Annotated in this window: 26 protein-coding genes; 15 read left to right on the top strand and 11 right to left on the bottom strand. The window is 70.7% G+C overall.

Translation table 11 applies throughout. The annotated features are described in order from the left end of the window. Positions 1–61 precede the first annotated feature (61 nt). The 4 genes from ACGFIE_RS05570 to ACGFIE_RS05555 are packed head-to-tail and all read left to right on the top strand — an operon-like array spanning position 62 to position 3,328. The gene (locus tag ACGFIE_RS05570; protein WP_393291384.1) at positions 62–988 is read left to right on the top strand and encodes a hypothetical protein; all 927 of its coding nucleotides are present in this window, start codon (positions 62–64) and stop codon (positions 986–988) included. After that, the gene (locus tag ACGFIE_RS05565) at positions 985–1,437 is read left to right on the top strand and encodes an ABA4-like family protein (RefSeq protein ID WP_393291382.1); all 453 of its coding nucleotides are present in this window, start codon (positions 985–987) and stop codon (positions 1,435–1,437) included. Before ACGFIE_RS05570 ends, ACGFIE_RS05565 begins: the two co-directional genes overlap by 4 nt. 5 nt (positions 1,438–1,442) lie before the next feature. Continuing rightward, positions 1,443–2,705 (top strand): sensor histidine kinase, encoded by a 1,263-nt coding sequence (locus ACGFIE_RS05560; protein ID WP_393291380.1) that lies wholly within the window; start codon positions 1,443–1,445, stop codon positions 2,703–2,705. Continuing rightward, entirely contained in the window at positions 2,702–3,328 is a 627-nt protein-coding gene (locus ACGFIE_RS05555; protein WP_363682153.1) for a response regulator transcription factor, read from the top strand. Before ACGFIE_RS05560 ends, ACGFIE_RS05555 begins: the two co-directional genes overlap by 4 nt. A gap of 9 nt (positions 3,329–3,337) precedes the next feature. Here the strand turns inward: ACGFIE_RS05555 and ACGFIE_RS05550 are convergent, their stop codons facing one another. Both ACGFIE_RS05550 and ACGFIE_RS05545 read right to left on the bottom strand, forming a co-directional pair. Further along, complete coding sequence (locus tag ACGFIE_RS05550) at positions 3,338–5,128, bottom strand: gamma-glutamyltransferase family protein (RefSeq protein ID WP_393291377.1); 1,791 nt, start codon at positions 5,126–5,128, stop codon at positions 3,338–3,340. A 52-nt stretch (positions 5,129–5,180) separates the two neighbouring features. Continuing rightward, positions 5,181–5,765: a TetR family transcriptional regulator gene (locus ACGFIE_RS05545; protein ID WP_393291375.1), complete on the bottom strand. Its 585-nt coding sequence runs from the start codon at positions 5,763–5,765 to the stop codon at positions 5,181–5,183. A 66-nt stretch (positions 5,766–5,831) separates the two neighbouring features. Between ACGFIE_RS05545 and ACGFIE_RS05540 the strand changes: the two genes are divergently transcribed. Beyond that, on the top strand, positions 5,832–6,527 hold the full coding sequence (locus ACGFIE_RS05540; RefSeq protein ID WP_393291373.1) for an NAD(P)-dependent oxidoreductase: 696 nt from the start codon (positions 5,832–5,834) through the stop codon (positions 6,525–6,527). Between the two features lie 19 nt (positions 6,528–6,546). On the opposite strand, the gene ACGFIE_RS05535 is transcribed toward ACGFIE_RS05540, so the two are convergent. Continuing rightward, a complete protein-coding gene (locus ACGFIE_RS05535) occupies positions 6,547–7,116 on the bottom strand; it encodes a TetR/AcrR family transcriptional regulator (protein WP_393291371.1) in 570 nt (189 codons plus the stop codon). Positions 7,117–7,228: 112 nt separating this feature from the next. Here ACGFIE_RS05535 and ACGFIE_RS05530 point away from each other — a divergent pair, with 112 nt between their 5' ends. After that, positions 7,229–8,629: an MFS transporter gene (locus ACGFIE_RS05530; RefSeq protein WP_393291368.1), complete on the top strand. Its 1,401-nt coding sequence runs from the start codon at positions 7,229–7,231 to the stop codon at positions 8,627–8,629. A 12-nt stretch (positions 8,630–8,641) separates the two neighbouring features. Here ACGFIE_RS05530 and nhaA read toward each other — a convergent pair whose 3' ends face one another. Further along, entirely contained in the window at positions 8,642–10,561 is a 1,920-nt protein-coding gene (nhaA, locus tag ACGFIE_RS05525; RefSeq protein ID WP_393291366.1) for a Na+/H+ antiporter NhaA, read from the bottom strand. Positions 10,562–10,789: 228 nt separating this feature from the next. On the opposite strand from nhaA, the gene ACGFIE_RS05520 reads away from it, so the two are divergent. Together ACGFIE_RS05520 and ACGFIE_RS05515 are read left to right on the top strand one after the other, a co-directional pair. Then, complete coding sequence (locus ACGFIE_RS05520; protein ID WP_393291363.1) at positions 10,790–11,950, top strand: WXG100 family type VII secretion target; 1,161 nt, start codon at positions 10,790–10,792, stop codon at positions 11,948–11,950. Between the two features lies 1 nt (position 11,951). Next, complete coding sequence (locus ACGFIE_RS05515; protein WP_363682163.1) at positions 11,952–12,149, top strand: DUF4926 domain-containing protein; 198 nt, start codon at positions 11,952–11,954, stop codon at positions 12,147–12,149. 24 nt (positions 12,150–12,173) lie between these two features. Here the strand turns inward: ACGFIE_RS05515 and ACGFIE_RS05510 are convergent, their stop codons facing one another. Then, positions 12,174–12,425 (bottom strand): hypothetical protein, encoded by a 252-nt coding sequence (locus ACGFIE_RS05510; RefSeq protein WP_393291360.1) that lies wholly within the window; start codon positions 12,423–12,425, stop codon positions 12,174–12,176. Continuing rightward, on the bottom strand, positions 12,422–12,724 hold the full coding sequence (locus ACGFIE_RS05505) for a DivIVA domain-containing protein (protein ID WP_393291357.1): 303 nt from the start codon (positions 12,722–12,724) through the stop codon (positions 12,422–12,424). Before ACGFIE_RS05505 ends, ACGFIE_RS05510 begins: the two co-directional genes overlap by 4 nt. 230 nt (positions 12,725–12,954) lie before the next feature. Between ACGFIE_RS05505 and ACGFIE_RS05500 the strand changes: the two genes are divergently transcribed. The 4 genes from ACGFIE_RS05500 to ACGFIE_RS05485 are packed head-to-tail and all read left to right on the top strand — an operon-like array spanning position 12,955 to position 15,443. Continuing rightward, complete coding sequence (locus ACGFIE_RS05500) at positions 12,955–13,842, top strand: helix-turn-helix domain-containing protein (protein ID WP_393291354.1); 888 nt, start codon at positions 12,955–12,957, stop codon at positions 13,840–13,842. Next, positions 13,835–14,074 carry a DUF397 domain-containing protein gene (locus ACGFIE_RS05495; RefSeq protein ID WP_393291351.1) on the top strand — a complete coding sequence of 80 codons (240 nt, stop codon included), beginning with the start codon at positions 13,835–13,837 and terminating at the stop codon, positions 14,072–14,074. Before ACGFIE_RS05500 ends, ACGFIE_RS05495 begins: the two co-directional genes overlap by 8 nt. After that, the gene (locus ACGFIE_RS05490; RefSeq protein WP_393291349.1) at positions 14,067–14,561 is read left to right on the top strand and encodes a hypothetical protein; all 495 of its coding nucleotides are present in this window, start codon (positions 14,067–14,069) and stop codon (positions 14,559–14,561) included. Before ACGFIE_RS05495 ends, ACGFIE_RS05490 begins: the two co-directional genes overlap by 8 nt. Before the next feature lie 45 nt (positions 14,562–14,606). Next, positions 14,607–15,443: an aldo/keto reductase gene (locus tag ACGFIE_RS05485; protein ID WP_393291347.1), complete on the top strand. Its 837-nt coding sequence runs from the start codon at positions 14,607–14,609 to the stop codon at positions 15,441–15,443. A 118-nt stretch (positions 15,444–15,561) separates the two neighbouring features. Here the strand turns inward: ACGFIE_RS05485 and ACGFIE_RS05480 are convergent, their stop codons facing one another. The 5 genes from ACGFIE_RS05480 to ACGFIE_RS05460 all read right to left on the bottom strand — a co-directional run bounded on the left by ACGFIE_RS05480 (position 15,562) and on the right by ACGFIE_RS05460 (position 21,641). Next, positions 15,562–16,626, bottom strand: coding sequence for an ABC transporter ATP-binding protein (locus ACGFIE_RS05480; protein ID WP_393291345.1), 1,065 nt, complete (start codon positions 16,624–16,626; stop codon positions 15,562–15,564). An 11-nt stretch (positions 16,627–16,637) separates the two neighbouring features. After that, a complete protein-coding gene (locus ACGFIE_RS05475) occupies positions 16,638–17,741 on the bottom strand; it encodes an ABC transporter ATP-binding protein (protein WP_393291343.1) in 1,104 nt (367 codons plus the stop codon). Then, positions 17,738–18,715 (bottom strand): ABC transporter permease, encoded by a 978-nt coding sequence (locus tag ACGFIE_RS05470; RefSeq protein WP_393291340.1) that lies wholly within the window; start codon positions 18,713–18,715, stop codon positions 17,738–17,740. Before ACGFIE_RS05470 ends, ACGFIE_RS05475 begins: the two co-directional genes overlap by 4 nt. A gap of 123 nt (positions 18,716–18,838) precedes the next feature. Then, entirely contained in the window at positions 18,839–20,578 is a 1,740-nt protein-coding gene (locus ACGFIE_RS05465; RefSeq protein ID WP_393291337.1) for an ABC transporter substrate-binding protein, read from the bottom strand. A 49-nt stretch (positions 20,579–20,627) separates the two neighbouring features. Then, on the bottom strand, positions 20,628–21,641 hold the full coding sequence (locus ACGFIE_RS05460) for an ABC transporter permease (protein WP_393291335.1): 1,014 nt from the start codon (positions 21,639–21,641) through the stop codon (positions 20,628–20,630). Positions 21,642–22,171: 530 nt separating this feature from the next. Here ACGFIE_RS05460 and ACGFIE_RS05455 point away from each other — a divergent pair. The 3 genes from ACGFIE_RS05455 (at position 22,172) to ACGFIE_RS05445 (ending at position 24,612) form a co-directional block, all read left to right on the top strand. Then, on the top strand, positions 22,172–22,840 hold the full coding sequence (locus ACGFIE_RS05455) for a response regulator transcription factor (RefSeq protein ID WP_393291333.1): 669 nt from the start codon (positions 22,172–22,174) through the stop codon (positions 22,838–22,840). A gap of 4 nt (positions 22,841–22,844) precedes the next feature. Then, the gene (locus tag ACGFIE_RS05450; protein WP_393291330.1) at positions 22,845–24,044 is read left to right on the top strand and encodes a sensor histidine kinase; all 1,200 of its coding nucleotides are present in this window, start codon (positions 22,845–22,847) and stop codon (positions 24,042–24,044) included. A 64-nt stretch (positions 24,045–24,108) separates the two neighbouring features. Next, positions 24,109–24,612 (top strand): DUF2231 domain-containing protein, encoded by a 504-nt coding sequence (locus ACGFIE_RS05445; protein WP_393291328.1) that lies wholly within the window; start codon positions 24,109–24,111, stop codon positions 24,610–24,612. Positions 24,613–24,807: the final 195 nt, after the last annotated feature.

The raw sequence follows: 24,807 nt of genomic DNA, 5'->3' as shown, positions 1-24,807 counted from the left end.
GCCGCAACCGGGGCCGGCGGTCGGACGCGACAGGCGGGAACGGCCACGAGCATCTACAGACATGACTACCGTTCTGCGTCGGGCGACACAGTGGAACCGCCCCCTCATGCTCCTCGTCGGCGCGATGGCGGCGCTCGCCGTCGTCGCCACTGTCGGCATCGTCGTCGACCCACGCGTCCTCACCGGGGCGCCGATCTGGCTCAAGCCGTTCAAGTTCGCGGTGTCCTTCGTGCTGTACGGCGCTACGCTCGCCTGGATGCTCTCCCTGCTGCCCCGGCGTAGCCGGACCGCCGAACGAGCCGTCCTGGTCATCGTCGCGGTGGCGGTGCTGGAGAACGTCTGGCTCGTCGGGCAGGTGCTGCGCGGGCAGACCAGCCACTTCAACTCCAGCACCCCGCTGAACACCGCGCTGTTCGCGGCGATGGGCACGGCGATCGCGGTGCTGTTCGTCGCGCACCTCGTCATCGGGATCGTGGTGCTGATCCGGCGGATTCCCGACCGGGTCGCCGCGACCGCCGTCGGGTGGGGGCTCGGCCTGTCCCTGCTCGGCATGCTCGCGGCGGTGCCGATGGCGCTGCCGATGCAGGACCCGGGCATCGAGGGCATCTCCGGGGCGCACAGCGTGGGCGTGGCCGACGGTGGGCCCGGACTGCCAGTGGTCGGCTGGAGCACCACCGGGGGCGACCTGCGGATCGGGCACTTCGTGGGGCTGCACGCGCTCCAGGCTCTGCCGATCCTGGCGATCCTGCTGACCCGGTTCGCGACCCGGCTCGACGCGCGCACCCGCATCCGGCTGCTGGTCATCGCGGGCGGCGCGTACGGCGTACTCACGATGGTGTTGACGTGGCAGGCCCTGCGCGGGCAGCCGCTGCTGCGCCCGGACGCCCTCACCCTGGTCGTCGTCGCGGCCCTGGTGGTCGCGACAGCGACCGCCAGTGGTCTGGTCCTGGCCCGCCGACGCCGCCCGGAACTGGCGCTCGCGGCGTGACCGCGACCCTGTTCTCCCTGACGTTCGCGGTGGCCGCGCCGTTCTGGGCGCTGATGATCCTGGTGCCGCGCTGGTCGTGGACCGCCCGGATCATCGGCTCGCCGCTGATCGTGCTGCCGGTCGTGGTGATCTACGCGCTGTTGGTGATCCCGGCGTTCGGTACGGTGCTGCCGGCCGTGACGTCGCCGACCCTGGACGGGGTACGCGAACTGCTCGGCACGCCCGACGGCGCCGCGGCAGGGTGGGCGCACATGGTCGCGTTCGATCTGTTCGTGGGCCGCTGGGCGTGGCTGGACAGCCGGGAACGGGGGGTGCCGGCGCTGGTCATGGCTCCGGTGCTGTTGCTGACCATCCTGCTCGGGCCGCTCGGACTGGCCGCCTACCTGGCGGTACGCACCCGGTGGCGGCGGCCGGCGGTCGCTGCCACCGACCGCGAGCACCTAGGCTGACGGCCGTGGGGTGGCTGGGACGACTGTTCGACACGCGGGACGCGCGCGTGCGGATGGCGCTGCTCGACCTCAGCGGGTTGTGTTACCTGCTCGTCGTGCCCCACCCCCATGTCACGCCGACCGTGACACAGTGGATCCTCGCGGTGGCCGCGTTCGCCGGCGCGCTCGTGACGTATCGCCGGCCGGTGGCCAACCTGGTGCTCCAGACGGCGCTGCTGGCCGTCGCGATCTGCCTCATCGACGACCTCACCATCAACCAGGTGGGGGCGAGCTGGGCTCTGCTCGAAGTCACCATGCTCGCGGGTCGCGCCCGCACCATCTCGCTGGCCGCCGGGCTGCTGGCCGTCGTCGACCTGGCCGACTCCATCGGCGACCCGCTGCGCCAGGCCGCCTCCGGCGTCGTCGGGCTGGGCCTGGAGGTCGGCGTCCCGGTGCTGCTCGGCCTGGTCATCCGGGGCAACCGGGAGCTGGGCCGGCAGGTTGTGGAGCGGGCGCTGGCGGAGCAGCGGCGCCGCGAGTCGGAGAGCCGCGCCGCGCGCGCCGACGAGCGCAGCGCCATCGCCCGCGAGCTGCACGACGTCGTCGCCCACCACGTGGCCTCGATGGTGCTGCGGGTCGGTGTGGCCCGGCACGTCCTCACCGACCTGGACCCCCGGGTGGACGAGGTGTTCGACGACGTGCACGGCACGGGCACCGCGGCCCTCGCGGAGCTGCGCCGGCTGGTCGCGGTGCTGCGCAACCCCGACGGGGTACGCGGCGACGCGGCGCTGACCGCGATCGAGCCCTCGGCGCTCCCCTCGGCGCTCGGCGCCGCCGTCGACCGGGCCCGCCAGGCCGGCATCACCGTGGAGGCCGACATCGACGCGGCGATCGGCTCGCTCGACGCCGTACGTGGTCTGGCGGTGCTGCGGCTGACCCAGGAGGCGCTCACCAACGTGGCGCGGCACGCCGGGCCGTCCGCGCGGGCGCACCTGACTGTCGCCGTGCACGACGCCGCCGTGCACTGGGAGGTCACCGACGACGGGGGCGGCGTCGACAGCGCGCCGACGACTGCGGTGCCGGCCGGCGGCGGCCACGGCATCACCGGGATGCGGGAACGCGTCGAGGTCCTCGGCGGCCGGCTGGAGGCGGGCCCGACCGGCACGGGCTGGCGGGTGCGGACGGTCCTGCCGAACACGCTCCCCGAGACCGCCGCCGCGACGCCTGTCGGGTCGGCGCCCCGAGCCCGCGAGGCCCCGGCCGGGTCACCGACCCCGGAGCCGGCGTGATCCGCGTCCTGCTTGTCGACGACCAGCATCTCATTCGCGCGGGCCTGCGGATGCTGTGCGAGGCGCAGCCCGACATCGAGGTCGTCGGTGAGGCCGACAACGGCCGCGAGGCGGTCATCCTCGCCGCGCGGCTTCTTCCCGACGTCGTCGTCATGGACCTGCGCATGCCGGGCGTCGACGGGATCACCGCGACCGGGCGGATCCTCGCCGAACGTCCCGCCACCCGGGTGCTGGTGCTGACCACGTTCGGCGACGACGACCACCTCTATCCCGCGCTGAGCGCCGGCGCGTGCGGTTTCCTGCTCAAGGACGCGCCCCCGACCGAGCTGCTGGACGGCATCCGCCGGGCCGCCGCGGGCGACAGCCCTTTCAGCCCCGAGGTGCTGCACCGCCTCGTGCAGCGCGCGGTGCGCGCCCGTGCCGAGCCGCCCCGACAGGTGCAGGGGCTGACCGCCCGCGAGCGGGACGTGCTGACACTTGTCGCCGAGGGCCTGTCCAACACCGAGATCGCCGAACGCCTCCACATCGGTGTCACCACCGTCAAGACCCACATCACGAGTCTCATGACCAAGACCGACAGCCCCAACCGCGTACGCCTCGCGCTGTTCGCGCGCGGCGCCTGACCCTCGCCGCTACCGGCCGCAGGCGTAGCCCTGCATGCCCCTCGGGTTGGCCCCGGCGGCGAGCACGCCCGTGGCCGGGTCCCGGGTCACGGCGCAGAGCCGGCCCAGACTCCACGCGTCAGCGAGCCGCACCTCGTGCCCGTACGCCCGCAGGGCCGCCACCACGTCGGCGTCGAGCCGGTCCTCCACCAGCAGGACGCCGGGCTCCGAGTCGCGGGGGTAGAACGACGCCGGCAGGCTCACGGTGTGCCACGCGGGAGCGTCGATGGCCTCCTGCAGGTGCTGGCCCCCGACGAGGTGGCGCAGCAGGAACGGCACCTGCCACTGGTCCTGCTGGTCGCCGCCCGGTGTGCCGCACGCCAGGATCGGCTCACCGTCGCGGTGCACCATCGTCGGGCTCAGCGTGGTGCGCGGTCGACGCCCCGGGGCGAGCGACGAGGCGAGGCCCTCCTCCAACCAGAACATCTGGAGTCGACTGCCCAACGGAAACCCGAGCTGCGGGATCGTGGGCGAACTCTGCAACCAGCCCCCACTGGGCGTCGCCGAGATCATGTTGCCCCACCTGTCGACGACGTCCACGTGGCAGGTGTCGCCCCGGGTCACCCCGTCGGACCGTACCGTCGGCTCGCCCGTCGTGGGGTCCGCCGGATCGCCCCGGTGACCGGCGCCGGATCGGACGTGCGCCGGCAGACGCGGCGGCGTGCCGTCGGGACGTCCCGGCCGCAGGTCGGTCGACGCGCGGTCACCGATCAGGGCCGCCCGCTCCCGCGCGTACGCCGGGGAGAGCAGCGCCGCGGCGGGCACCTCGGCGCTGTCGCCGTACCACGCCTCGCGGTCGGCGAAGGCCAGCTTGAGCGCCTCGACCTGGGCGTGGATGCCGGCGGCGGTCGCCGTCTCGTACGCGCCGGGGTCGTCGAGCGCATCGAGGGCGGCAAGCGTCTCCAGCAGCACCGGGCCCTGGCCCCAGAACCCGGTCTTCGCCACCGAGTAGCCGTGCCAGTCGATTGTGGCCGGGGCCTCCCAGCTCGCCGAGTACGCGGCCAGGTCGTCGCCGGTGACCAGCCCCGGGTGTGCGCGGCCACTGGAGTCGCGGAACGGCTGCCGGCTGAACTCGTCGATCGCCTCGGCCACGAAACCCGTACCCCAGGCTCGGCGAGCGGCCTCGATCTGCGCCTCCCGGTCGGCGCCTGCCGCCTGCCCGGCCTCGACGAGTTGGCGCAGGGTGCGCGCGTACGCCGGGTTGGTGAACCTCTCCCCCGCGGCCGGTGGCCTGCCGTCGCGCAGCCAGAGCTGGGCGGACGTGGGCCAGTGCTCCTCGAACAGCGACCGGACGGCCGCCACTGTCGCACCCACGCTGCCCACCAGGGGATGACCGGCGGCGGCGTAGCCGATCGCCGGTTCGAGGACGTCGGCGAGGGACATCGTGCCGTGCTCGCGCAGCAGCAGGAGCCACGCGTCGACCGCGCCGGGCACGGCCGCCGCGAGCGGACCGGCGCCCGGGACGAGATCCATGCCGAGGGACCGGAAGTGGGCGATCGTCGCGCCGGCCGGTGCCGGGCCCTGCCCGCACAGCACCTTCGGGCGGGGATCCGCAGCGGTCGCCACGATGGCCGGCACCTCGCCCCCCGGGCCGTTGAGGTGCGGCTCGACGACGTGCAGGACGAAGCCTGCGGTGACGGCGGCGTCGAAGGCGTTACCGCCGCGTTCGAGGGTCCCCATCGCGGACTGGCTGGCGAGCCAGTGCGTCGACGACACCATGCCGAAGGTGCCCTGCAACGTCGGTCGGGTCGTGAACGTCATGACCACACCTCACTCCTGAGCGCGGCCCGGAGCGTACGACGGGGGCGACGGGTCAGAGCCGGCGGGGCCGGGCGTGCAGGGCCGCCCGCAGCGCCGGACCGAAGACCCGCCGGACGTCGGCCGGGGACAGCGCGTCGATCGACCGGATCGGGTTCAGGTACCGCGTGAAGATCAACCCTCCGAGTACGCCGACGGCGGCGGTGGCGCGTTGCGTCGCGTCCGGGCCGCCGAGAAATTCAGCGATGCGGAGGCGCAGCTCACCGTCCAGGTAGTCCCGCAGGGCGCGCATCGTCTCGTCGTCCTGCACCGCCATCCGGTTCTCGGCGGGCACGCCGGCGTCCCACAGACCGGTGACCGAGTCGAGCAGACGGTCGGCCAGGCTGGCCTGGTCGCCCCGCAGAGCCTGATCCAGAGCGGAGGGGTCGACGCAGAGCAGGTTCAGTGACTGGCTGAAGAGGCCCTGCTTGGAGCCGAAGTGATAGCTGATGAGCGCCGGGTCGACCCCTGCGGCGGCGGCCACCGCCCGCACCGTCGTACCCGGGTAGCCGTGCTCGCGGAACAGGTCACGGGCGGCCGCGGCGATGCGGGCCCGGGTATCGGGGTTGCCGCGGGGTCGACCCCGAGTTTTATTCAACACCGTTGAATAATGCGCTCCCGCGCTGGCACGGTCAACGCCGACACCAGCACAGCGAGGAGTGCACAGATGCGTACCGTCGTCTTCGGCGCCACCGGACCCACCGGCCGCCAGATCACCGAGCAGGCCCTGGCCGCCGGCCACGAGGTCGTCGCGGTCACCCGCCGCCCCCACGACGTCCGACCCCGCGCCGGCCTCACCGTCGTCGGCGCCGACGTCACCGACCCCGACGCGGTCGACCGGGCCGTCGCCGGCAGCGACGCCGTCCTGTCCAGCCTGGGCGTACCGCTCACCCCGAAGCCGATAAGCGTCTACTCGCGGGGCAACGCGCACATCGTCGCGGCGATGCACCGCCACGGTGTGCGGCGGCTGATCACGGTCAGCTCCAGCGTCCTGGACCCGACCTGGCGGCCGAGCGGCGAGTTCTTCTTCAACAACGTGCTTGATCCACTGTTCAACCGCCGGGTGGGCCGCACCGCCCACGAGGACATGCGCCGGATGGAGAAACTCGTACGCGAAAGCGACAGGGACTGGACCATCGCCCGCCCGTCCGGCCTGTTCGACCACCCCACCACGACGCGCTACGAGGTGGCGGAGAACGTCGCGGACGGCCTGTTCACGGCACGCGCGGACCTGGCGGCGAGCATGCTGGCGCAGGTGACCGACGACCGGTTCGTCAAGCGCGCGATGGCAGTGATCACCACCGAGGTCCGGCCGAGCATCGCGGGACTGCTGTGGCGGGAGGCCGTCGTCAAGAAGAAGTGACGCGGCACGGCGTGGCCCGCTACTCCCCCGGCCGTGTCCGGACGCCGTCCAGCGCGACGGTGAGCACGTGGTCGCGCTGCTCGGCCCGGGGGAAGTGCCCGGACGCGATGGCGCTGGCGAGCCGCATCACGTCGTCGATAGTCACGTCGTCGCGGACCTCGCGCGCCCGCTGGGCCCGCTCCAGCAGCGGCTCGCCGGCCGCGTAGAGAGCCCGTCGACATTCGTCGTACGCGGCGGACTCCCGGTTGAGGCCGGCGGCCAGGGGCTGCTTCGCCCCGATGTACTCCACGAAGCGCCGCAGCCACGCGTACAGGCCGTCGCGGGGTGCCCGACCCCCGGCCTCCTCGGCGGCCTCACACACCGCCTCGACCTCGCTGATGTAGACGTTCTCGATCAGCACCTCACGCGTCGGGAAGTTGCGGTAGAGCGTCGCGATGCCCACACCGGCACGGCGGGCGATCTCCTCCAGTGGCGCCTCCGCGCCCTGCTCGGCGAAGGAGGTGCGGGCCGCCGTGAGGATCGCGTCGTAGTTGCGTGCCGCGTCCGCCCGGTGCGGACGGGCGGCGCGTAGGTGAGTGAGGGCCGTCACGGTGCCGATGTCTCCCCGCGTTAGCAAGTGGAGGCCACCTATCACTAGAGTGATAGTGCGCCTCCATTTATCTGGAGGTTCCCTATCAGTCTAGCTCGGAAGAAGGCCACCCATGTCCCCGACTCCCGCCCCCCGACGCGGGATCGCCCTGGCGCTCATCCTCGGCTCGCAACTGATGATGACGCTGGACACCTCGATCATCACGACGGCGTTGCCGCACGTGCAACGGCAGTTCGGTTTCTCCCAGTCCGGGCTCTCCTGGGTCCAGAACGCCTACGTCCTCGCCTTCGGCGGCCTCCTCCTGCTCGGCGCCCGCGCCGGTGACCTGCTGGGCCGCCGACGCGTGTTCCTGGCCGGCATCGCCCTGTTCACCGCCGCGTCGCTCGCCGCCGGCCTGGCGCAGAGCGGCAGTTGGTTGATCATCGCCCGCACCGTGCAGGGCCTCGCCGCCGCGCTCGCCGTGCCCTCCACGCTCGCGCTGCTGGTAGCCGACTATCCGCAGCCGGGCGCCCGCGCCAAGGTGATCGCCCTCTACAGCGCAGTCATCGGTGCGGGCGGCAGCGTCGGCATCGTGATCGGCGGCGTCTTCACCGACCTGCTCTCCTGGCGCTGGGGAATGCTCGTCAACGTCCCGATCGGCATCGCCATCGCGCTGCTCGCGCCGCGGTTCCTGGCCGAGACCGAACGCCGCCCCGGCACCTTCGACCTCGGTGGCGCACTGACCTCCACCACCGGCATGACCGCCCTGGTGTACGGCTTCATCCAGGCCGCCGCAGCCGGTTGGAGCGCCCCGAGCACAGTGATCTCGCTGGGCCTCGGTGTCGTCCTCCTGGTCGCCTTCGTGCTGATCGAGCACCGGGCACCCCAGCCCATCACCCCGCTGCGGCTCTTCCGCAGCGTCGAGCGCTCCGGGTCGTACGCCGGGCGGATCCTCATCGTCGGCGCGACCTTCTCCACGTTCTACTTCCTCAGCCAGTACCTCCAGGAGGTGCTGCACCTCAGCGCCCTGCAGACCGGCTTCGCGTACGTGCCGATCACCGGCATGTTCTTCGCCATGGTGTACGCCATCCGGCCGTTGCAGGACCGCCTCGGCCGCCCCGCGCTGCTTGTCGCGTCCCTCGTCGTCGCGCTTGTCGGAATGGCGTGGCTGTCCCGGATCTCGACCGGATCCAGCTACTTCCCGGACGTGCTGCTGCCACTGCTGGTGATCGGCATCGGCCAGGGCATCGCCATCATCCTGATGACCCAGGGCGGCGTGGCCGCCGTCGAACCGCAGGACGCCGGCGCCGCGTCCGGCCTCGTCAACGTCGCCCACCAGCTCGGCGGCTCACTCGGCATCGCGATCCTCACCATCGCGTACGCCCGCGCCAGCTCCCCGACCGACCCGACCGCCGGCTTCCACGCGGCCTTCACCGGCGCGGACGTCTTCTTCCTGATCGCCCTGGGCCTGGCCGTCGTCGTGGCCGTCGCGGGCCGCCGCGCCAGCCGGCTCGCCAGCCTCCCCGCCACCTGAGGACCCGGGCGGTCAGCTCGTCGGCCCGGGATCGCGACTGTGGTACTCGGGGCGGAGCTTGGCGCTCGCGAACGCCGCCTTCACCGCCGCCGACAGCGCGGCGATGTCGTACGCGCCGTGGTGGCGCCGGCCGTTGATGAAGAACGTCGGGGTGCCGGTGACGCCGCTGAGGTCGGCGGAGTCGACGTCCTCGGCGATCCGATCGACGCCCATCCGCTTCGCCAGGTGCTCCCGGAACCCTTCGAGGTCCAGGCCGAGCTGGTCGGCGTAGCCGAGCACGTCCGGGGGATCCAGTGCGTCCTGGTGCGTGAGCAGCAGGTCGTGCATCTCCCAGAACGCGCCCTGCTCGCCGGCCGCCTCGGCGGCCTCGGCGGCGAGTTGGGCGTGCGGGTGGACGTCGGTGAGTGGGAGATGCCGCCAGACGTACCGGATGTTCGCGAAGTCGGCGAGCAGTTCCCGGACCACCGGCTCGGCCTGCCCGCAGTAGGGGCACTCGAAGTCGCCGTACTCCACGACCGTCACCGGCGCGTCGAGCGACCCGCGCAGGTGGTCGCGCTCCGGATCGACAGGCAGTTTCAGGTCGACGATTCCCTCGGTGACGCCCAGCAGGGCCCGCGCACGCCGCGCCGGCGACAGCCGCCCGACCGAGCGGAACACCAGCCAGGTGACGAGGGACGCGACAAGCGTCGCGACCAGGATGCCGAGCTTCGCCTCGTCCAGGGCGGCGCCGCTCAGGGCGTGGGTGGCGATCAGGAGCGCGACGGTGAATCCGATGCCGGAGACCGTGCCGACCCCGGCGACGGCGAGCCAGCCCACCGGTGGACGGAACCGGTTGCCACTGAGCCGCGCCACCAGCCACGAGGTGACCACGATCCCGAGCGGCTTGCCGACGACGTACGCCACCACGACGCCGAGCGTGACCGGGGAGGTCACGGCCCTGGCCAGCAGGTCACCGTCGAGCACGATCCCCGCGTTCGCCACTGCGAAGAGCGGTACGACCACGTAGCTCGCCCAGGGGTGGTAGAGGGTCTGCAACCGTTCGTTCGGTGACAGCGCCGAATTGAGCCCGGCCTGGGCCATCCTGGCGAGCTGCGGGGTGGGCTGCTCCCGGAAGAGGCGGAACTGGTCGCTCGCCCGCTGCAACTCGGTGCGGCCGGGCGCGTAGGCGTACGTCAGCAGGCCCATCACCAGGCCCACCACGACCGGGTCGACACCGGACTCGGAGACCGCCACCCACGCCGCCACGCCCAGCAGCGCGTAGACCGGCCCGAACCGCACACCCCACGCCCGGACGAGCAGGACGACGGCGAAGATCCCCGCCGCGACGAGCAGCGCGGCCGGCGACGGATGATGCGGGTAGGCGATCGCCAACACCACGATCGCCACCACATCGTCGACGACGGAGACGGTCAGCAGGAAACCCCGCAGCCGATCCGAGAAACGCGGCCCGAAGACGGCCAGCGCACCGAGCGCCAGCGCCGTGTCCGTGGCCATCACCGCACCCCAACCCACGGCCGTCGTGCGCCCGGCGTTGAACGCGAGATAGATCGCGATCGGTACGAGCATGCCACCGAACCCGGCCAGCATCGGCAATGCCAGTCGACGCCGCTCCCGCAGCTCGCCGATGTCGAACTCACGGCGCAACTCCAGCCCCGCGACCAGGAAGAAGAACGTCATGAGGCCGCTGTTGACCCAGGTCCGCAGGTCATCTGTCAGGTGCCAGTCGCCAAGCTGAACCGCGAACGACGTGCCCCAGACCGACTCGTACGACGACGGGCTCAGGTTGGCCCACAGGAGAGCCACCACCGCGGCGATCAACACCACCCGCGCGCCGCCGGTCTCGGTCTGCAGGAACGCGCGCAGCGGCGCGTTGAACCGGCCCGACCAGGCCGTTCGCGTGGACCATCCCCGGTGCGGGTTGTCGCTCGTCACCGGGACATCTTCCTCGACGTGATCGTCCTCGGCGCGGATTTGGGCACGAGGCGAGCGTCTCTCGCGGGCGGCCCCACGATCAGGGCATGCACGCAGCGCCACTGCTTGGTAGCGTACCGGTGATCTCGCTGGCGGCGGCTGGCGGTGACCCCTGGGGAGGGTGGGCATGTGCGCGGTTGACCTCACCGTCCACGCCACGCAACTGCTCGACGGGGTGCGGCAGCAGCGGTGACGGCCAACCCGCTCGTCGCCGCCGCAGCGGACACTCCACCCAGCCCCTGGGCCGGTGTATGGATCTGCGAGGACATCGAGCTCATCGCCCAGGGCGTCCGCGACGGCAGCTGGATCGACGGCAGCCTCGGTGTGGTGAGTGCCGGCCTCGACGCCCTCGCCCTCGTCTCCGACCCGGTCGGCGCGCTGCTCCAGTACGGGATCGCCTGGCTCATCGAGCACGTCAAGCCGCTCAGCGAGGCGCTGGACTGGCTCGCCGGCGACCCGGCGCAGATCACCGCACACGCCCAGACCTGGCGCAACGTCGCTACCTCGCTCCGTGAGGAGGCAGCCGAGCTGACCCGCGCTGTCGGCAACGACGTCGCCGGCTGGGGCGGCGGCGCCGGCCCCGCCTATCGCACCTGGGCCGCCGAACAACAGCAGGCGATCACCGGCCTCGCCCAGGGCGCCGACGCCATGGCCGCGATCACCGAAGGCACCGCCGGCCTCGTCGCCGCCGTCCGGCTCCTCGTCCGCGACGCCATCGCCACCTGCGTCTCCCGCCTCATCGTGTACGCGGGCGAACTCGTCGTCACCGGTGGACTGGCCACACCAATGGTCGTAGAGCAGGTCACGACGACTGTCGCGTCCTGGGGCGCACGGATCGCACGACTGCTCCGCGGGCTGCTGGTCAGCCTGCGACGGCTGATCCCGGAGATGCGCCGACTCGGCGACTTGATCGAGAAGCTCAAGCAGGCCCTCGGCCGACTCCAGAATCAGTCATCCGGCCCGCAGCGACCCGACGGTCCCGAACCGACAAAGATTCCGGGCGGCCCCGGCGGACCGGACTTCACCAAAGCCGAGATCGACTCGCGGAAAATCACCGCCTACGCCATGAACCCCGACCACCCTGTCGGCAGGAACAAGTACCACGTGATCAACTCCGCCACCGGCCTCGGCCCGGAGGATGCCGGCGTGATCATGCAGCAGATCCGCGAGGGCGTACTCGCCGGCAAGCCTCTACCAGGAAAGGCAGATGACTACGGCCAGCGGTGGTCCGTCGACCTCCCCCTCACCGGGCCCGGCGGCACGATCACCGTCCGCACTGCCTGGATACTGGAGAACGGGGCGGCTGCACCCCGGATGGTGACCATCTCGTTCCCGCCGAAGGAAGGATGAGATGTTCGAGCTGTACGACGTGGTTGAGCTCCGAGAAGCCATTGAGGACGAGCAACTGCCTGCCGGGGCAGTGGGAACAGTGGTTCATATCTTCAATGGCCCCCCGACGGCCTATGAGGTCGAGTTCGCCGACTCCGACGGCCGCACCGTCGCCATGGTCACGCTCCGGGCCGACCAAATGACGCACCCCGAGGGGTAGTTGATCGCGGGTCGATGTACCCGGTCACCGGCGCAGGCGACGGGAGCATTCGCCGTCGTGGCCGTCGCGGAGCAGGCAACGCCGACCGCCAGGCATCCGCAGGTCGCAGAAGACCCGGTGACGGACGCACTGCTGGTCCTCTTCGGAGACGGTGGTCTCCCCCGGGTCGGCCGTCGGCAGCACCAGCATCCAACGGCCGATGACGCGGGCCAGGCGTTGCGCGGCGGGCAGGTCGTTGGCGACGACGGGTAGGTGGATGACGTACCGCTGGGTCATTGGCTGTCGTCCCGCTCGTTGCGGGCGCGGGTCTGATCGATCTGGTGACGGCGCAACGCGCCCTTGATGCGCCCGTTTTCGCGGCGACTCTCGGCGAGGGCGGCGTAGACGGCGGCCATGTCGCCGGCGACCCGGTCGAGGAAGGCGTACACGTCGTCGGGGTTCAGGCCGCGATGTCCGACCCCGACCGGCGCGAAGCGGCGCTCACGCACCTGCCACGGCAACAGACTGGTGTACGCGGCGGAGCGGTAGGTCGCACGATCGCTCGGCGGCTCTGGTCGCTGGTTTTTGGGGTTCATTGCTGCCTGCCTTCCGGTCGCGGAGGGGCGAGGGATGTTCGGGGAAGCACGGTGGCTGTTCGAGGGCCGCGCCGCCGCCGTGCTGTGATCAGACTGCGACAGTCCGCAGTGGAAACGCAACGTTCTAAACCGCGATTTCGCCGTTGTGCATTGACTTTCTTTGCCGTAACCCGTAGGTGTTGCAGGAGAAGGTCACGCAGCGTTGCGTCATGGAACCAGGGAGTGTGCGGATGCCCGAGGACATCGGATCGACAGTGCCACGCCGGCAACTCGGCCGGCTGCTGCGGCAGTTCCGCAACGAGGCCGGGGTGACACTCGACGCCGCCGCCGAGGCCCTCGAATACAGCCGGCAGAAGATCTGGCGCCTCGAATGCGGTCAGGGCTCGGTCCGGGTGCTCGACGTCAAGGCGATGTGCGAGCTGTACGGGGTGTCGCCGGAGATGACCGAGGCGATGCGCGGGCTGGCCGCGGAGACGAAGTCGAAGGGCTGGTGGCACGCGTACGGCGATGCGGTGCCGAACTGGTTCGAGCTGTACGTCGGCCTGGAATCCGCCGCCTCACGCCTCCGCCGTTACGACGAATCGCTCATTCCTGGGATCCTGCAGACCAAGGAGTACGCCCACGCGCTGTACCGCCTTGGCGGGATGCTGAGCGAAGAGGATCGTGAACGAGCGGTTCAGGTTCGGCTTCAACGGCAGGCATTGCTCTTTCGGCGGCTGCCGGCCGCCCCCAGGCTGGAGGCCGTGCTGTCTGAAGCGGTGCTACGCCGGGGCCTCGGGGGCTCGGTGGTCATGACCGCACAGCTCGATCACCTAACCAAGCTCTCCGAGTTGCCGAATGTCGGTGTCAGGGTGTTGCCGTTGGTGGCGGGGCCGCAGCCCGGCGCGGTTGCGGGGTCGTTTGTGATCCTCGATTTTCCACCAACCAGGGGCGGTCGCGCCGCGCCGGAACCGTCAGTGGTCTACAGCGAATCGTTGACTGGGGCGCTCTACCTCGACAAGCCCGACGAGTTGGCCGCCTATGAACGCGTCTGGCGCGGACTGGATGCGCTAGCCCTCGGCGAGGCAGAATCGACTGACATGATCAAGCGGATCGCTGGGGAGATGCGGCATGACTGACCTGAGCGGCGCCGTCTGGCGCAAGAGCACCCGCAGCGGCGACAACGGTGGCGACTGCGTCGAGGTTGCCACCAACGTCCCCGGCATCGTCGCCGTCCGCGACTCCAAGGACCAGGCCGGACCGGCTCTCACCTTCCGCCCAATCGCTTGGTGCGCCTTTGTCAGCAGCGGTGAATACCCACAGCGGCAGGCTCCCGGCCCGGACCGGAGGGGTGGACGTTTCGATGGCTGACCTACGCGCCGGGCTCCTGGCGACGACGCTCGTCATCGCCCTCGCCGGGTGCTCCGACAGCGCCCCCGATGACGGGCCGCCGGACAGGACCGCCAGCGCCAGCCCGGCACCGGTACGGACCGACAGAGGCCCGATCGCCGAACGGTTTCCCCGCCTCGGCACCTTCATCGACGTCCACTGGCAGACGGCACCGGCCGGGCCCGAGAGCCGCACCACCGTGCCAGGCCCGACCGACACGCGCATCGAGGCACTTGTCGTGCTGCGACCCGACACCATTGCCACAACCATCAAGGCGTACGAGTGGCAGCCCGCTCCGCCCGGTTGGGAAGCGTCGCTGAGCGCCGAGCTGCGTCCCTTCCTGCCCACCGGCGGGACCTGGCAGGTAAGCGAGAAGTACGCCGCGGACGTGCGGACGGCACAGTACGGCGGCACCGTCTATCTCGACGCCGGCAGCGGCACGGTCTTCCTGCGGGTCTTCGACAGTTGACCCAGCCGACGGGTGACGCGCCACTCGTACGGGTAGTGTCCGATCATGGCGATTCCCCACCTGACGGCCGCTGACGGCACCTCCCTGCCGGCGATCGGGCTCGGCACGTACCAGCTGAACGGTTCGGCGGGCGTCGACGCGATCGGGCAGGCGATCCGGGCGGGTTACCGGCTGATCGACTCGGCGGTGAACTACGAGAACGAGGGCGCGGTCGGCCGGGCCGCTCGTGCGGCGGACGGTGTACGCGGCGAGTTGGTCGTGACCTCGAAGCTGCCCGGTCGGCACCACAGCTTCGACGAGGCGCTGACCACCATCGAGGAGAGTGTCTACCGCACCGGCCTGGACCGGATCGACCTCTACCTGATCCACTGGCCGAACCCCAAGGTCGACAGGTACGTGCAGGCGTGGCGGGCGCTGATCGAGGCTCGGGAGCGCGGGCTGGTCCGGCACATCGGCCTGTCCAACTTCCTGCCCGAGCACATCGACCGGCTGGTGGCCGAGACCGGTGTCGCGCCGGTGGTGAACCAGATCGAGATGCACCCGTACTTCCCACAGCAGGAGGCGCTCGACTACCACCGGGAGCACGGGATCCTCGTGCAGGGCTGGAGCCCGCTCGGGCACGGTAACGACCTCCAGCGCCACCCGACGATCGTGGAGATCGCGGCCGCCCACGGCATCAGCCCGGCGCAGGCCATCCTCGCCTGGCACGTGGCCCGCCAGGTGATCCCGCTGCCCAAGGCCGCCTCCCCGCAGCGCCAGATCGAGAACCTGGACGTCTTCGGGGTCAAGCTCACCGACGCCGAGGTCGAGGCCGTCACCGCGCTGGGCCGCCCGGACGGGCGGCTCTCGGATCAGGACCCGGCGGTGTACGAGGAGTTCTGACGGTCCCGACCCGCAGACTCTCCCCCTCCGCTCCGCCGACCCGGGCCGGACGATCGCTGAGTGGTCGATCCGTGTCCGGCGCTCCGCTGGCGTCCACGAGGCCGGCCGGGCTCGGCGGTCAGGCCGCCGCCGCGGTGACCGATTCCTGCAGCGGGCCGGCGAAGTGGCAGGCCGCCGCGTGCCCGTCACCCACCTGCAGCAGCGGCGGGGTGGTGGTGGCGCAGACCTCCTCGGCCTTCCAGCAGCGGCTGCGGAACCGGCAGCCGGTCGGCGGGTCCGTCGGACCGGGAACGTCGCCGGCCAGCCGGATGCGTGTCTTCGGCGCCCCGCCGCGCACGACCCCCAGATCGGGTACGGCGGAGAGCAACGCCTGCGTGTACGGGTGCTGCGGGGTGCCGTAGAGCGTGTCGCGGTCGGCGATCTCGGCGACCCGACCGAGGTACATCACGGCCACCCGGTCGCAGAAGTGTCGCACCACGCCCAGGTCGTGGGCGATGAAGACGAACGCGATGTTGAACTCCTTGCGCAGGTCTTCGAGGAGGTTCATCACCTGCGCCTGGATCGACACGTCGAGGGCGCTTACCGGTTCGTCGGCGACGATCACCTTGGGCTGCACGGCCAGCGCGCGGGCGATGCCGATGCGCTGCCGTTGGCCGCCGGAGAACTCGTGCGGGTACCTGTTGTAGTGCTCGGGGTTGAGCCCCACCACCTCCAGCAACTCCCGGACCCGGTCCAGTTCCCTGCCCTTGGGCACGAGGTTGTGCACGCGCAGGGGCGCGCCGATGATGGTGCCCACCGTGTGCCGCGGGTTGAGCGACGAGTACGGGTCCTGGAAGATCAGCTGCAGCTCCCGCCGGTACGGGCGCAGGTCCTTCTCCTTCAGGTGCGTGATGTCGTTCCCCTGGTAGAGGACCTGCCCGCCGGTCGGTTCGAGCAGCCGGGTGATCAGGCGGCCGGTGGTGGTCTTGCCACAGCCGGATTCGCCGACCAGGCCGAGCGTCTCGCCGGCGCGCAGTTGCAGCGACACCCCGTCGACGGCGCGGATCCGGTGGTCGTTGCGGCCGAACCATCCGTCTCCCCGACCGGTGAAGTGCATCTGCAGGTCCCGCAACTCCAGCAACGGCGCCCCGCTCGCGTCGGCAGGCGCAGCGAGGGTCGCGGTGTCGGTGGTGGCAGTGGTCATCACGTGTTCCTTCAGGGCAGCCGGGGCAGGATGTCGGTCTCGAAGATCCCGGCCGGGTCGGGCAGGTGGCAGCGGGAGGTCCGGGTGGTGTCCGCCGTGCGGGAGACCAGGTCGGGCAGGTCCACGGCGCAACCCTGCACCCGACCGGCGAACTCGCACCGGGGGTGGAACGAGCATCCGGTGGGCAACGCGAGCAGGCTGGGCGGCGTGCCGGGGATGGGGTGCAGCCGGGCCGGTTCGCCGGAGACCGCCGGGATGCTCTCCAACAAACCCCAGGTGTACGGGTGCAGTGGCCGGCCGAGGATCGACTGGGCAGTGCCGTACTCGACGCCGCGTCCGCCGTACATGACCAGCACGTCGTCGGCGATCTCGGCGACGACACCGAGGTCGTGGGTGATGAAGAGGACCGCCGAGCCGAAGTCCTGTTGCAACTCCATGATCAGGTCGAGGATCTGCGCCTGCACGGTGACGTCCAGCGCGGTGGTGGGCTCGTCGGCGATCAGCAGTTTGGGGTCGTTGACCAGGGCCATCGCGATCATCGCGCGTTGCCGCATGCCGCCGGAGAACTGGTGTGGGTAGTCGTCCAGGCGGCGGCGGGGGTTGGGGATGCCGACCCGGCCGAGCATGTCGACCGCCCGGTCTCGGGCCACTCGCTTGGCCACCCGGTGGTGTGCCCGGTACGCCTCGACGATCTGGTCGCCGACCGTGAAGTACGGGTGCAGCGACGACTGTGGGTCCTGGAAGATCATCGCGGCGTTGGCGCCGCGTCGCTTGCGGAGTTCGGCGGGCGGCATGCCGACGATCTCCTCGCCGCCGACCGTGATCGAGCCGGTCATCCGGGTGCTGCGCGGATCGTGCAGGCCCATGATGGCCATGCTGGACACGCTCTTGCCGGAGCCGGATTCGCCGACCACCGCGAGGGTGCGACCCAGTGGTAGGGAGTAGCTGAGCCCCTGCACGGCCTGTACGACGCCGTCGGCGGTCGGGAAGGTGACGGTGAGGTCCGTGACCTCCAGGTAGGACGGCCCGGCGGTGCGGTCGCCGGCGGCACGCCGGGCGCGGGAGACCGTCTCGGGCCGTCGGTCCGGGGTCGACAGCAGTTGCGGTTCGGTCATCCCAGCCTCACTCGCGGGTCGAGAATCGTGTAGAGGATGTCGACGAGCAGGTTCATCACGACCAGCACCACCGAGCCGACCAGCACGCCGGCCATCAGCACCGGCAGGTCGTACTGGTTGAACGCGCGCAGGGTCAGCACGCCGAGGCCGGGCAACCCGAACATCGCCTCGGTGAAGATCGCGCCGGTCAACTGGAGCGCCAGGTCGACGCCGAAGATGGTGGCGATCGGGGTGATCGCCGCCCGCAGGCCGTGGCGGTAGACCACCCGGCGCTCGCTGATGCCCTTCGCGCGGGCGGTGCGGACGTAGTCCTCGCCCAGCGTCTCGATCATGGACGCTCGGGAGTAGCGGGTGTACGAGGCGGCGTTGGCCAGGCCGAGCGTCAGCCAGGCAGCCAGCAGCCCGCCCGCCCAGGTGAGCGGGTTCTCCAGCAGCGGGTGGTAAGCGGCGTGCGGCAGGAACGTCGCGTACAGCGAGACGAGCAGAGCCACCACGAAGTACGGCACGGCGTTGATCCCGAGCGAGGTGCCGACCATGAGCCGGTCCACGTACGTGCCTCGTCTTCGGGCTGCGACGATGCCGGCGAGGATGCCGACGATCAGGTACACCACCGCGCCGCCGAGGACGATCGAGACGGTGATCGGCAGCGCCTGCCCGATCAGCTTGGTCACCGGCTGGCCGAGGGTGTACGAGTAGCCGAGGCAGGGCGCGTCGCAGTCGATGGTGAGCCCACCCGAGTGGTACGTCCGCCCGACCGCGAGCCCCTTGAGATACCCGCCGATCTGCTGCACGACGGGCTCATCGAGGTTGAGGCTGGCGCTGATGTCGGCGTAGCGCTCCGGGGTGCAGCGCTGGCCGCAGATCGTCCCGGCCGGGTCGGTGGGCGCGACGAAGAACAGGCCGAAGCTGGCGACAAGCGTCACGATGACGACGGAGACCGCGCTGGCGATCCGCCGCAGGATGTAGATGAGCACCGCCGAGGCTCCTGGTGGCAGCGGGCCGGGGCCGAAAAGCCCAGGCCGGAACGGGAGGGGGTGGACGCCGGCCGGCACAGGTGCCGGAGGCCGGCCGGCGTCCACGACGGGGGATGCGGAAGGTCAGTTCTTGAGGAACATGTTCACGTAGAACGGCTCACCCGCGGAGGCGTCGCCCTCGGCGCCACCGATGTTCGTGCCGATGGCGAAGGCGAGCTTGCCGTAGTAGCGCGGCAGGGCCACGTACTTGCCCATGATTTCCTTGTCCAGCTCACCCCACTTGGCGACCGCCTGGTCGGCCGGGAGGTTGCCGATCTCGTCGATCTTGGCGTCCAGCGCCTTGTCGCTGAGCATGCCCCAGCTGAGGCCGTCGGCGATGCCGTGCGTCTGGAACAGCACCGGGAACCAGCTGCCGCCGCTCGGCCAGTCCGAGCACCAGCCCTGCGGCGCCTGGCCCATGTTGACCGGGGCGTCGTAGTCGGCGATCTTGGAGCGCAGTTCCGCGGTGGTGACACCGATCGGCTTCACGGTGAAGCCGGCCGCCTTCAACGCGTCGACCCGGATCTGGTTGGTCTGCTGCGGGATCGGCTTGGTGTTGTCGTAGTACCAGCTGAGCTCGAAGCCGACCTTGCCGGCCGTCTCCAGGTCGGCCTTGGCCCCGGCTGGGTCGCCCTGGCCGACACCGCTCAGGCCCGGCAGCGGCTCGTACTTGGTGTAGCCCGGCACGCTCGGCGGCAGGACGGTGCTGGCCGGCTGGGAGTTGAAGCTGTTGAGGCCGGCGGCCTTGTTGACCTGGTCGTACGGGTACGCCTTGGCGATCGCCTTGCGCACCTCCAACGGGATCTTGCGGGTGTCCATCTGCACCGAGTAGGTGCAGGGCTGCTCGCCCTGGATCAGCTGGGCCTTCTTGTCCCCGGTCACCTGCGGGATCAGCGAAGCGTCGATGGGGCCGTAGTTGAGGGCGTTGGCGTCCTCGCCGGCGCTGTTGAGCACCTGCTGCTGGGTCTTCGCTTCCTCGCTGCCCCACTTGAAGTCGAAGCCGTCCGCGTACTGGTGCCGCACCGCGTCGGTGTTCGGGTCCCAGTTCGGGTTCTTCTTCAGCTTCAGCTCGGTGCCGGGGGTGTAGGTGTCGAACTGGTACGGCCCGGTCGCGAGGGGGTTGTTCTTGTAGTTCTCCTTGGTGTCCTTGGCCTTCGGGATCGGCGTGAACACCGGGAAGGTCATGTAGAGCGGCAGGTCCGCGAACGGCCGGGCCAGGTGGATGACGAGCGTGGTCGGGTCCGGGGTCTCCACGCCGGCGTAGGTGTCACCGCTGGCGTAGGGGCCCTTGTACTTGTCGCCGTCCTTGAAGGAGGTCAGCTGGTACGTCGGGGCGTTGGCGTACACGTCGTGGGCGAACGAACGTTTGATCGCGTACGCCAGGTCCTCGACCTTGACCTCGGTGCCGTCGGCGTACCTGATGCCCGACTGCATCTTGAACGTCCAGGTCAGCTTGTCCGCCGAGACGGTGCCGAGGTCGGTCAGGTCCGGCACGAGCACCGGCTTGCCGTTGCGGATCGCGAACTGGGTCGGGCTGCGGAAGAGCAGCTTCTCGATCGCCAACGCGTCGGCGTAGTAGGTGTCGGTCGGGTCGAACGTGTTCGGGGTCAGCTGGGAGTAGACCGTGATGACGCCCCCCTTCTTGGCGCCGGGCACCTCGGCCGCCGGGCCCTTGGCGGTCGGGTCGAACGCGCTCTGCTGGGTCTCGATGCCCTTGGAGTCACCCCCACCGCTGCTGCCGTTGTTCGACGAAGGGCTGCCGCAGCCGGCCACCGCCATGGTGGCGGCCAGCGCCGCGGCGAGACCAACCTTTAGTTGCCGCACAGACGTACTCCTGTCTTGTCTTCCGGTTTTCCTTCAGCCCGGGGCGTCCTCATCGACGGGTCCGGGGATCGAAGGCGTCGCGCACGGCGTCGCCGAGCAGGCTCAGGGCGAGCACCAGGATCGTGATGCCGAGTACGGGCAGCCACAGGTAGAGCGGGTCGGCCCGGTAGTACGTGGTGGCGGCGGAGATCGTCAGGCCCCAGGACGGAGTGGGTTCGATCAGCCCGGCCCCGAGCACTGTCAGCCCGGCCTCGGCGACCACGTAGCCGGGCAGGGCAAGCGACACGGAGACGACGATCGGCGCCACCAGGTTGGGCAGCAGCTCCTTGAAGAGCACCTGCCGGGTCGGGATGCCGAGCACCTTGGCCGCCGCGACGAAGTCGCGCTCTCGTAGCGAGAGCACCTGCCCCCGGACCAGGCGGGCAAGGCTCGCCCAGCCGAAGAACGACAGCACGCAGATCAGCGAGATGAAGCGGATCTGGGCCACGTCCTCGGACCCGGCACCGTCGGCGCCACCGAAGATGGCGACCAGGACGGCGGAGCTCGCGATCGCGAAGAGCAGGTACGGCAGGCTCAGCACCAGGTCGATCAGCCAGGAGAGCACCCGGTCGACCCAGCCGCCGGAGAAGCCGGCGACCAGGCCCACGACCACGCCGATGATCGTGGTGATCGTGGTGACCGCGACAGCGACGATGAGCGACGGGCGTGCGCCGTACACCCAGCGGGCGAAGAGGTCCCGGCCCAGGCGCGGCTCCACCCCGAACCAGTGTTCGCCTGTCGGTCCGATCGTCGGGAAGCCGAACTCGTCGATCAGGTTCTGGTGCAGCTCGTTGGCGTTCTGCCCCTCCAGCCGAGCGAGCAGCGGCGCGAAGATCGCGATCAGAACGTAGGCGACGCAGATCGCGGCGCAGATCATCGCAGTCCGGTCGCGGCGTAGCCGGGCCAGGGCAATCCGGGTCGGCGACCTGCTGACCGTCCGGGCCGGGGCGGCCGGCAGGGTCGCGGTCTGCGCCCGTCCGTCGCCCGACTCTCCGGCGCGGAGCACCTGGGGCTCCGTGACCATCGGCTCCACGCGGGACGACCTCCTCATCGTGCGGACACATGCCACCGCCACCCGAACGGTTCTCCGACCCGGCGGCGGCTCTAGTGCCGGAACGTTAGCCGGGCAAATGATTTCGTTGTGGGTCAGTCATGTAACAGACTCATGTCGTGAACAACGCCGATTTCATCCTTTCGGATCGCCGATCAACCACCCCACCCAGGACAGCGGCGCGCGAAATGCGCGATCACGCGGAGCGACGACGACGGTCGCTCATCGCCGAGGCGGAGACGTAACGATCAATGTTATTGCAGTTCAATGCTTCGATGCAGCGGGTGCCCCTCGACACGGTCCCGCTGCGGGCGGCACTGACCATCACTGCCCGTAATGGCGCTCAATGGATCGATATCGCCAGCAGGGGTGACAGAAATTCACCTTCAATAATTGTCGTCAGCAGCCAGATGAGTCCAGGCCATTCTGACGTTTGTCGATTAGTAATTGCGCGATCCACGGATGGCCGACGCCCCGATTGGCCGAAGGGGAATACTGGGCGGGTGGAGAGTGCAAGCCCCCGCCTACTGCTGGTCGAGGACGACCGCGCGCTGACCGCGTTGCTCGGCGACCTGCTCGCCGAGGAGGGGTACGAGGTCGACGTGGCCGGTGACGGGCAGCACGGCCTGCACCACGCCCTGTCCCGCGACTACTCCGTGCTGGTGGTCGACCGAGGGCTGCCCGTGCTGGACGGGCTGGGACTGGTCACCCGGTTGCGGGCGCATGGCGTGACCTGCCCGGTACTGCTGCTCACCGCCCGGGGCGCGCTGAACGACCGGGTGGAGGGGCTCGATGCCGGCGCCGAGGACTACTTGGTCAAACCCTTCGAGGTGGCCGAGTTGCTGGCCCGATTGCGGGCTCTGCGTCGTCGACACCAGGACGCCGCGAGCCGGTTGCCGCTGGGACGGCGGCGTTGGCTGGACGTGGGAAACCGGCGAGTGCTCGACGACGACGAGGAGATCCCGCTCTCCGCCCGCGAGTTCGCCGTGCTGCGCGCCCTCGCGGGCCGACCGACGAAGGTCTTCACCCGGGCGGAGCTGTTGAGCACCGCCTTCGACCACGCCGACGCCCCGGGGACCGTCGACGCCTGCATCCATCACCTGCGCCGCAAGCTCGGCCGCGGGGCGATCAGTACCGTGCACGGTCTCGGCTACCGGATCGGCACGGGCTGACGGCATGGACAAGACCCGGTTGGTCCAGGCCCGACGGCGCAGTGTGGCGCAGACCGCCGGCGCGATCGGCGCGGTTCTGCTGCTGGTCGGCGCGTTGATGTTCGTCCTCAGCAGCCGTCAGGAGTCCCGAGCGTTGAACACCGAACTGGATCAGGTGCTCACGATGGCCGAGGACACCGACGACCCGCCGCCCGGCGAGTTCCTGGCCCGTAGGGCAGCTGGATCCGAGACTGTCGAGGTGACCGGGAGCGCGTCGCCGGAGCTGGTCCGGGTCCTCGGTGACGCGGTGGAACGGCAGCCGGGGCGCTTCGACGCAGACGCGGGAGACGACCATCGGGTACGGGTGCTTGTCGCCCGGCGGGCGGACGGGAGCCGGTGGGCGGTCGCCGCAGACCTCGCCCCGCTACGTCAACGCCAGGGCCAGCTCGGCATCGCGCTGCTCGTGGCCGAGCTGGCCGGCCTGGGCGGCGCACTGGTCGCCGCCACGCTGCTCGCCCGCCGGGCGGTCGCTCCCCTGGCCTCCGCGCTGACCCTACAACGTCGTTTCGTCGCGGACGCCTCGCACGAACTGCGCACCCCGCTCACCGTTCTGCACACCCGCGCACAGCTGCTGGCCCGCCGGTCCCGAACGCAACCGGCGGCGCAGCTCACCGACCAGCTCGACCAACTCGTGGCGGACACCCGGTCCCTCGGTGACGTGGTCGAGGACCTGCTGGTGTCCGCCGCCTCCGAACATCAGCCGCCACCGGCCACGGTCGTCGATCTGGCCGAGGTGGCCCGCGAGGTGGTCGCGAGCATGGAGGCGTACGCCCGTGAGGTGAAGGTCGAGCTGCGCGTGGAAACCTACGGTGAGGCACCGATCCACGGTGCGCGCACGGCGCTGCGCCGGGCGGTGACCGCCCTCGTGGACAACGCCATCGGGCATGTGACCGCTGGCGGGCATGTCACCGTTGCCGTGCGACGTCGCGCTGATCGGGTGGCCGTCGAGGTCGACGACGACGGCGTGGGCCTCGACCCGGCCGAGGCGGACGGGCTCTTCGACCGTTTCACGCACGGCGACGCCGGTCCGGGCCGCCGGTTCGGGCTGGGCCTGGCGCTCGCGCAGCAGGTCGCGCGGGCTCACCACGGGTCGATCGAGGTGGCCGGCGCGCCGGGCCAGGGTGCCACCTTCACCCTGCTGCTGCCGCCTCGGCCAAGTGTGTAAGAACTTCGCAAGAAACCGGCAATATCGTGAGGCACAGTGCCATACCGAATGCCGAGGAGATCCCGTGCCCGACACCGTCAACGGACTGCCACTGCACCCGCTCGTCGTGCACGCCGTGGTGGTCCTCCTGCCGTTGGCCGCGATCGGCGTCGCCGCGCTGGCCGTCCGACCGTCCTGGCGAGGCCGCTACGGGTGGCTCGTGGTGCTGATCGCCGCGCTGGCCACGGCCGCCATCCCGCTCGCTACCTCGAGTGGTGAAGGCCTGGAGCGACGGGTCGGCGACCCGGGCGAGCACGCCGAACTGGGCGACACCCTGCTCTGGTTCGCCCTGCCGTTGCTGGCGGCGGCCGTCGCGCTGGTCTGGCTCCACCGCCGGGGCGCCCGGCCGGACGGGGATGTGGCCGGTTCCCGACGCTTGTCCGGGCCGGTCGCGGTGGTAATCGCGGTGCTGGCCGTGGTCGTGGCGGCCGCGAACCTGGTGCAGGTCTACCGAGTGGGCGATTCCGGGGCGAAGGCGGTCTGGGGCAACGTCCCGGCCGCCTCCGCCGGGCACGGCGACGACGACTGACGCGCCGGGCCGACGGTCACCAGGACGACCGATACGACACAGAGGGTGACGGCCGCCGGGGCGAACGCCGGAGTGAGCGTTATGACGCACAGTCATAGATACTTGCGTTTTAACGTGTGTGGGGTTTTTTGATCACGGGGTGTCGTGGTGCGGGGCCTCGTGGTGTGCCTTTGGGGCGGCCGGGGCCGGGGTGGA

It is taken from the genome of Micromonospora sp. NPDC049275, assembly GCF_043197115.1.
Taxonomy (GTDB): domain Bacteria; phylum Actinomycetota; class Actinomycetes; order Mycobacteriales; family Micromonosporaceae; genus Micromonospora.
The sequence above is the reverse complement of the archived record's forward strand: the minus strand, read 5'-3'. Positions and strand labels throughout refer to the sequence as shown.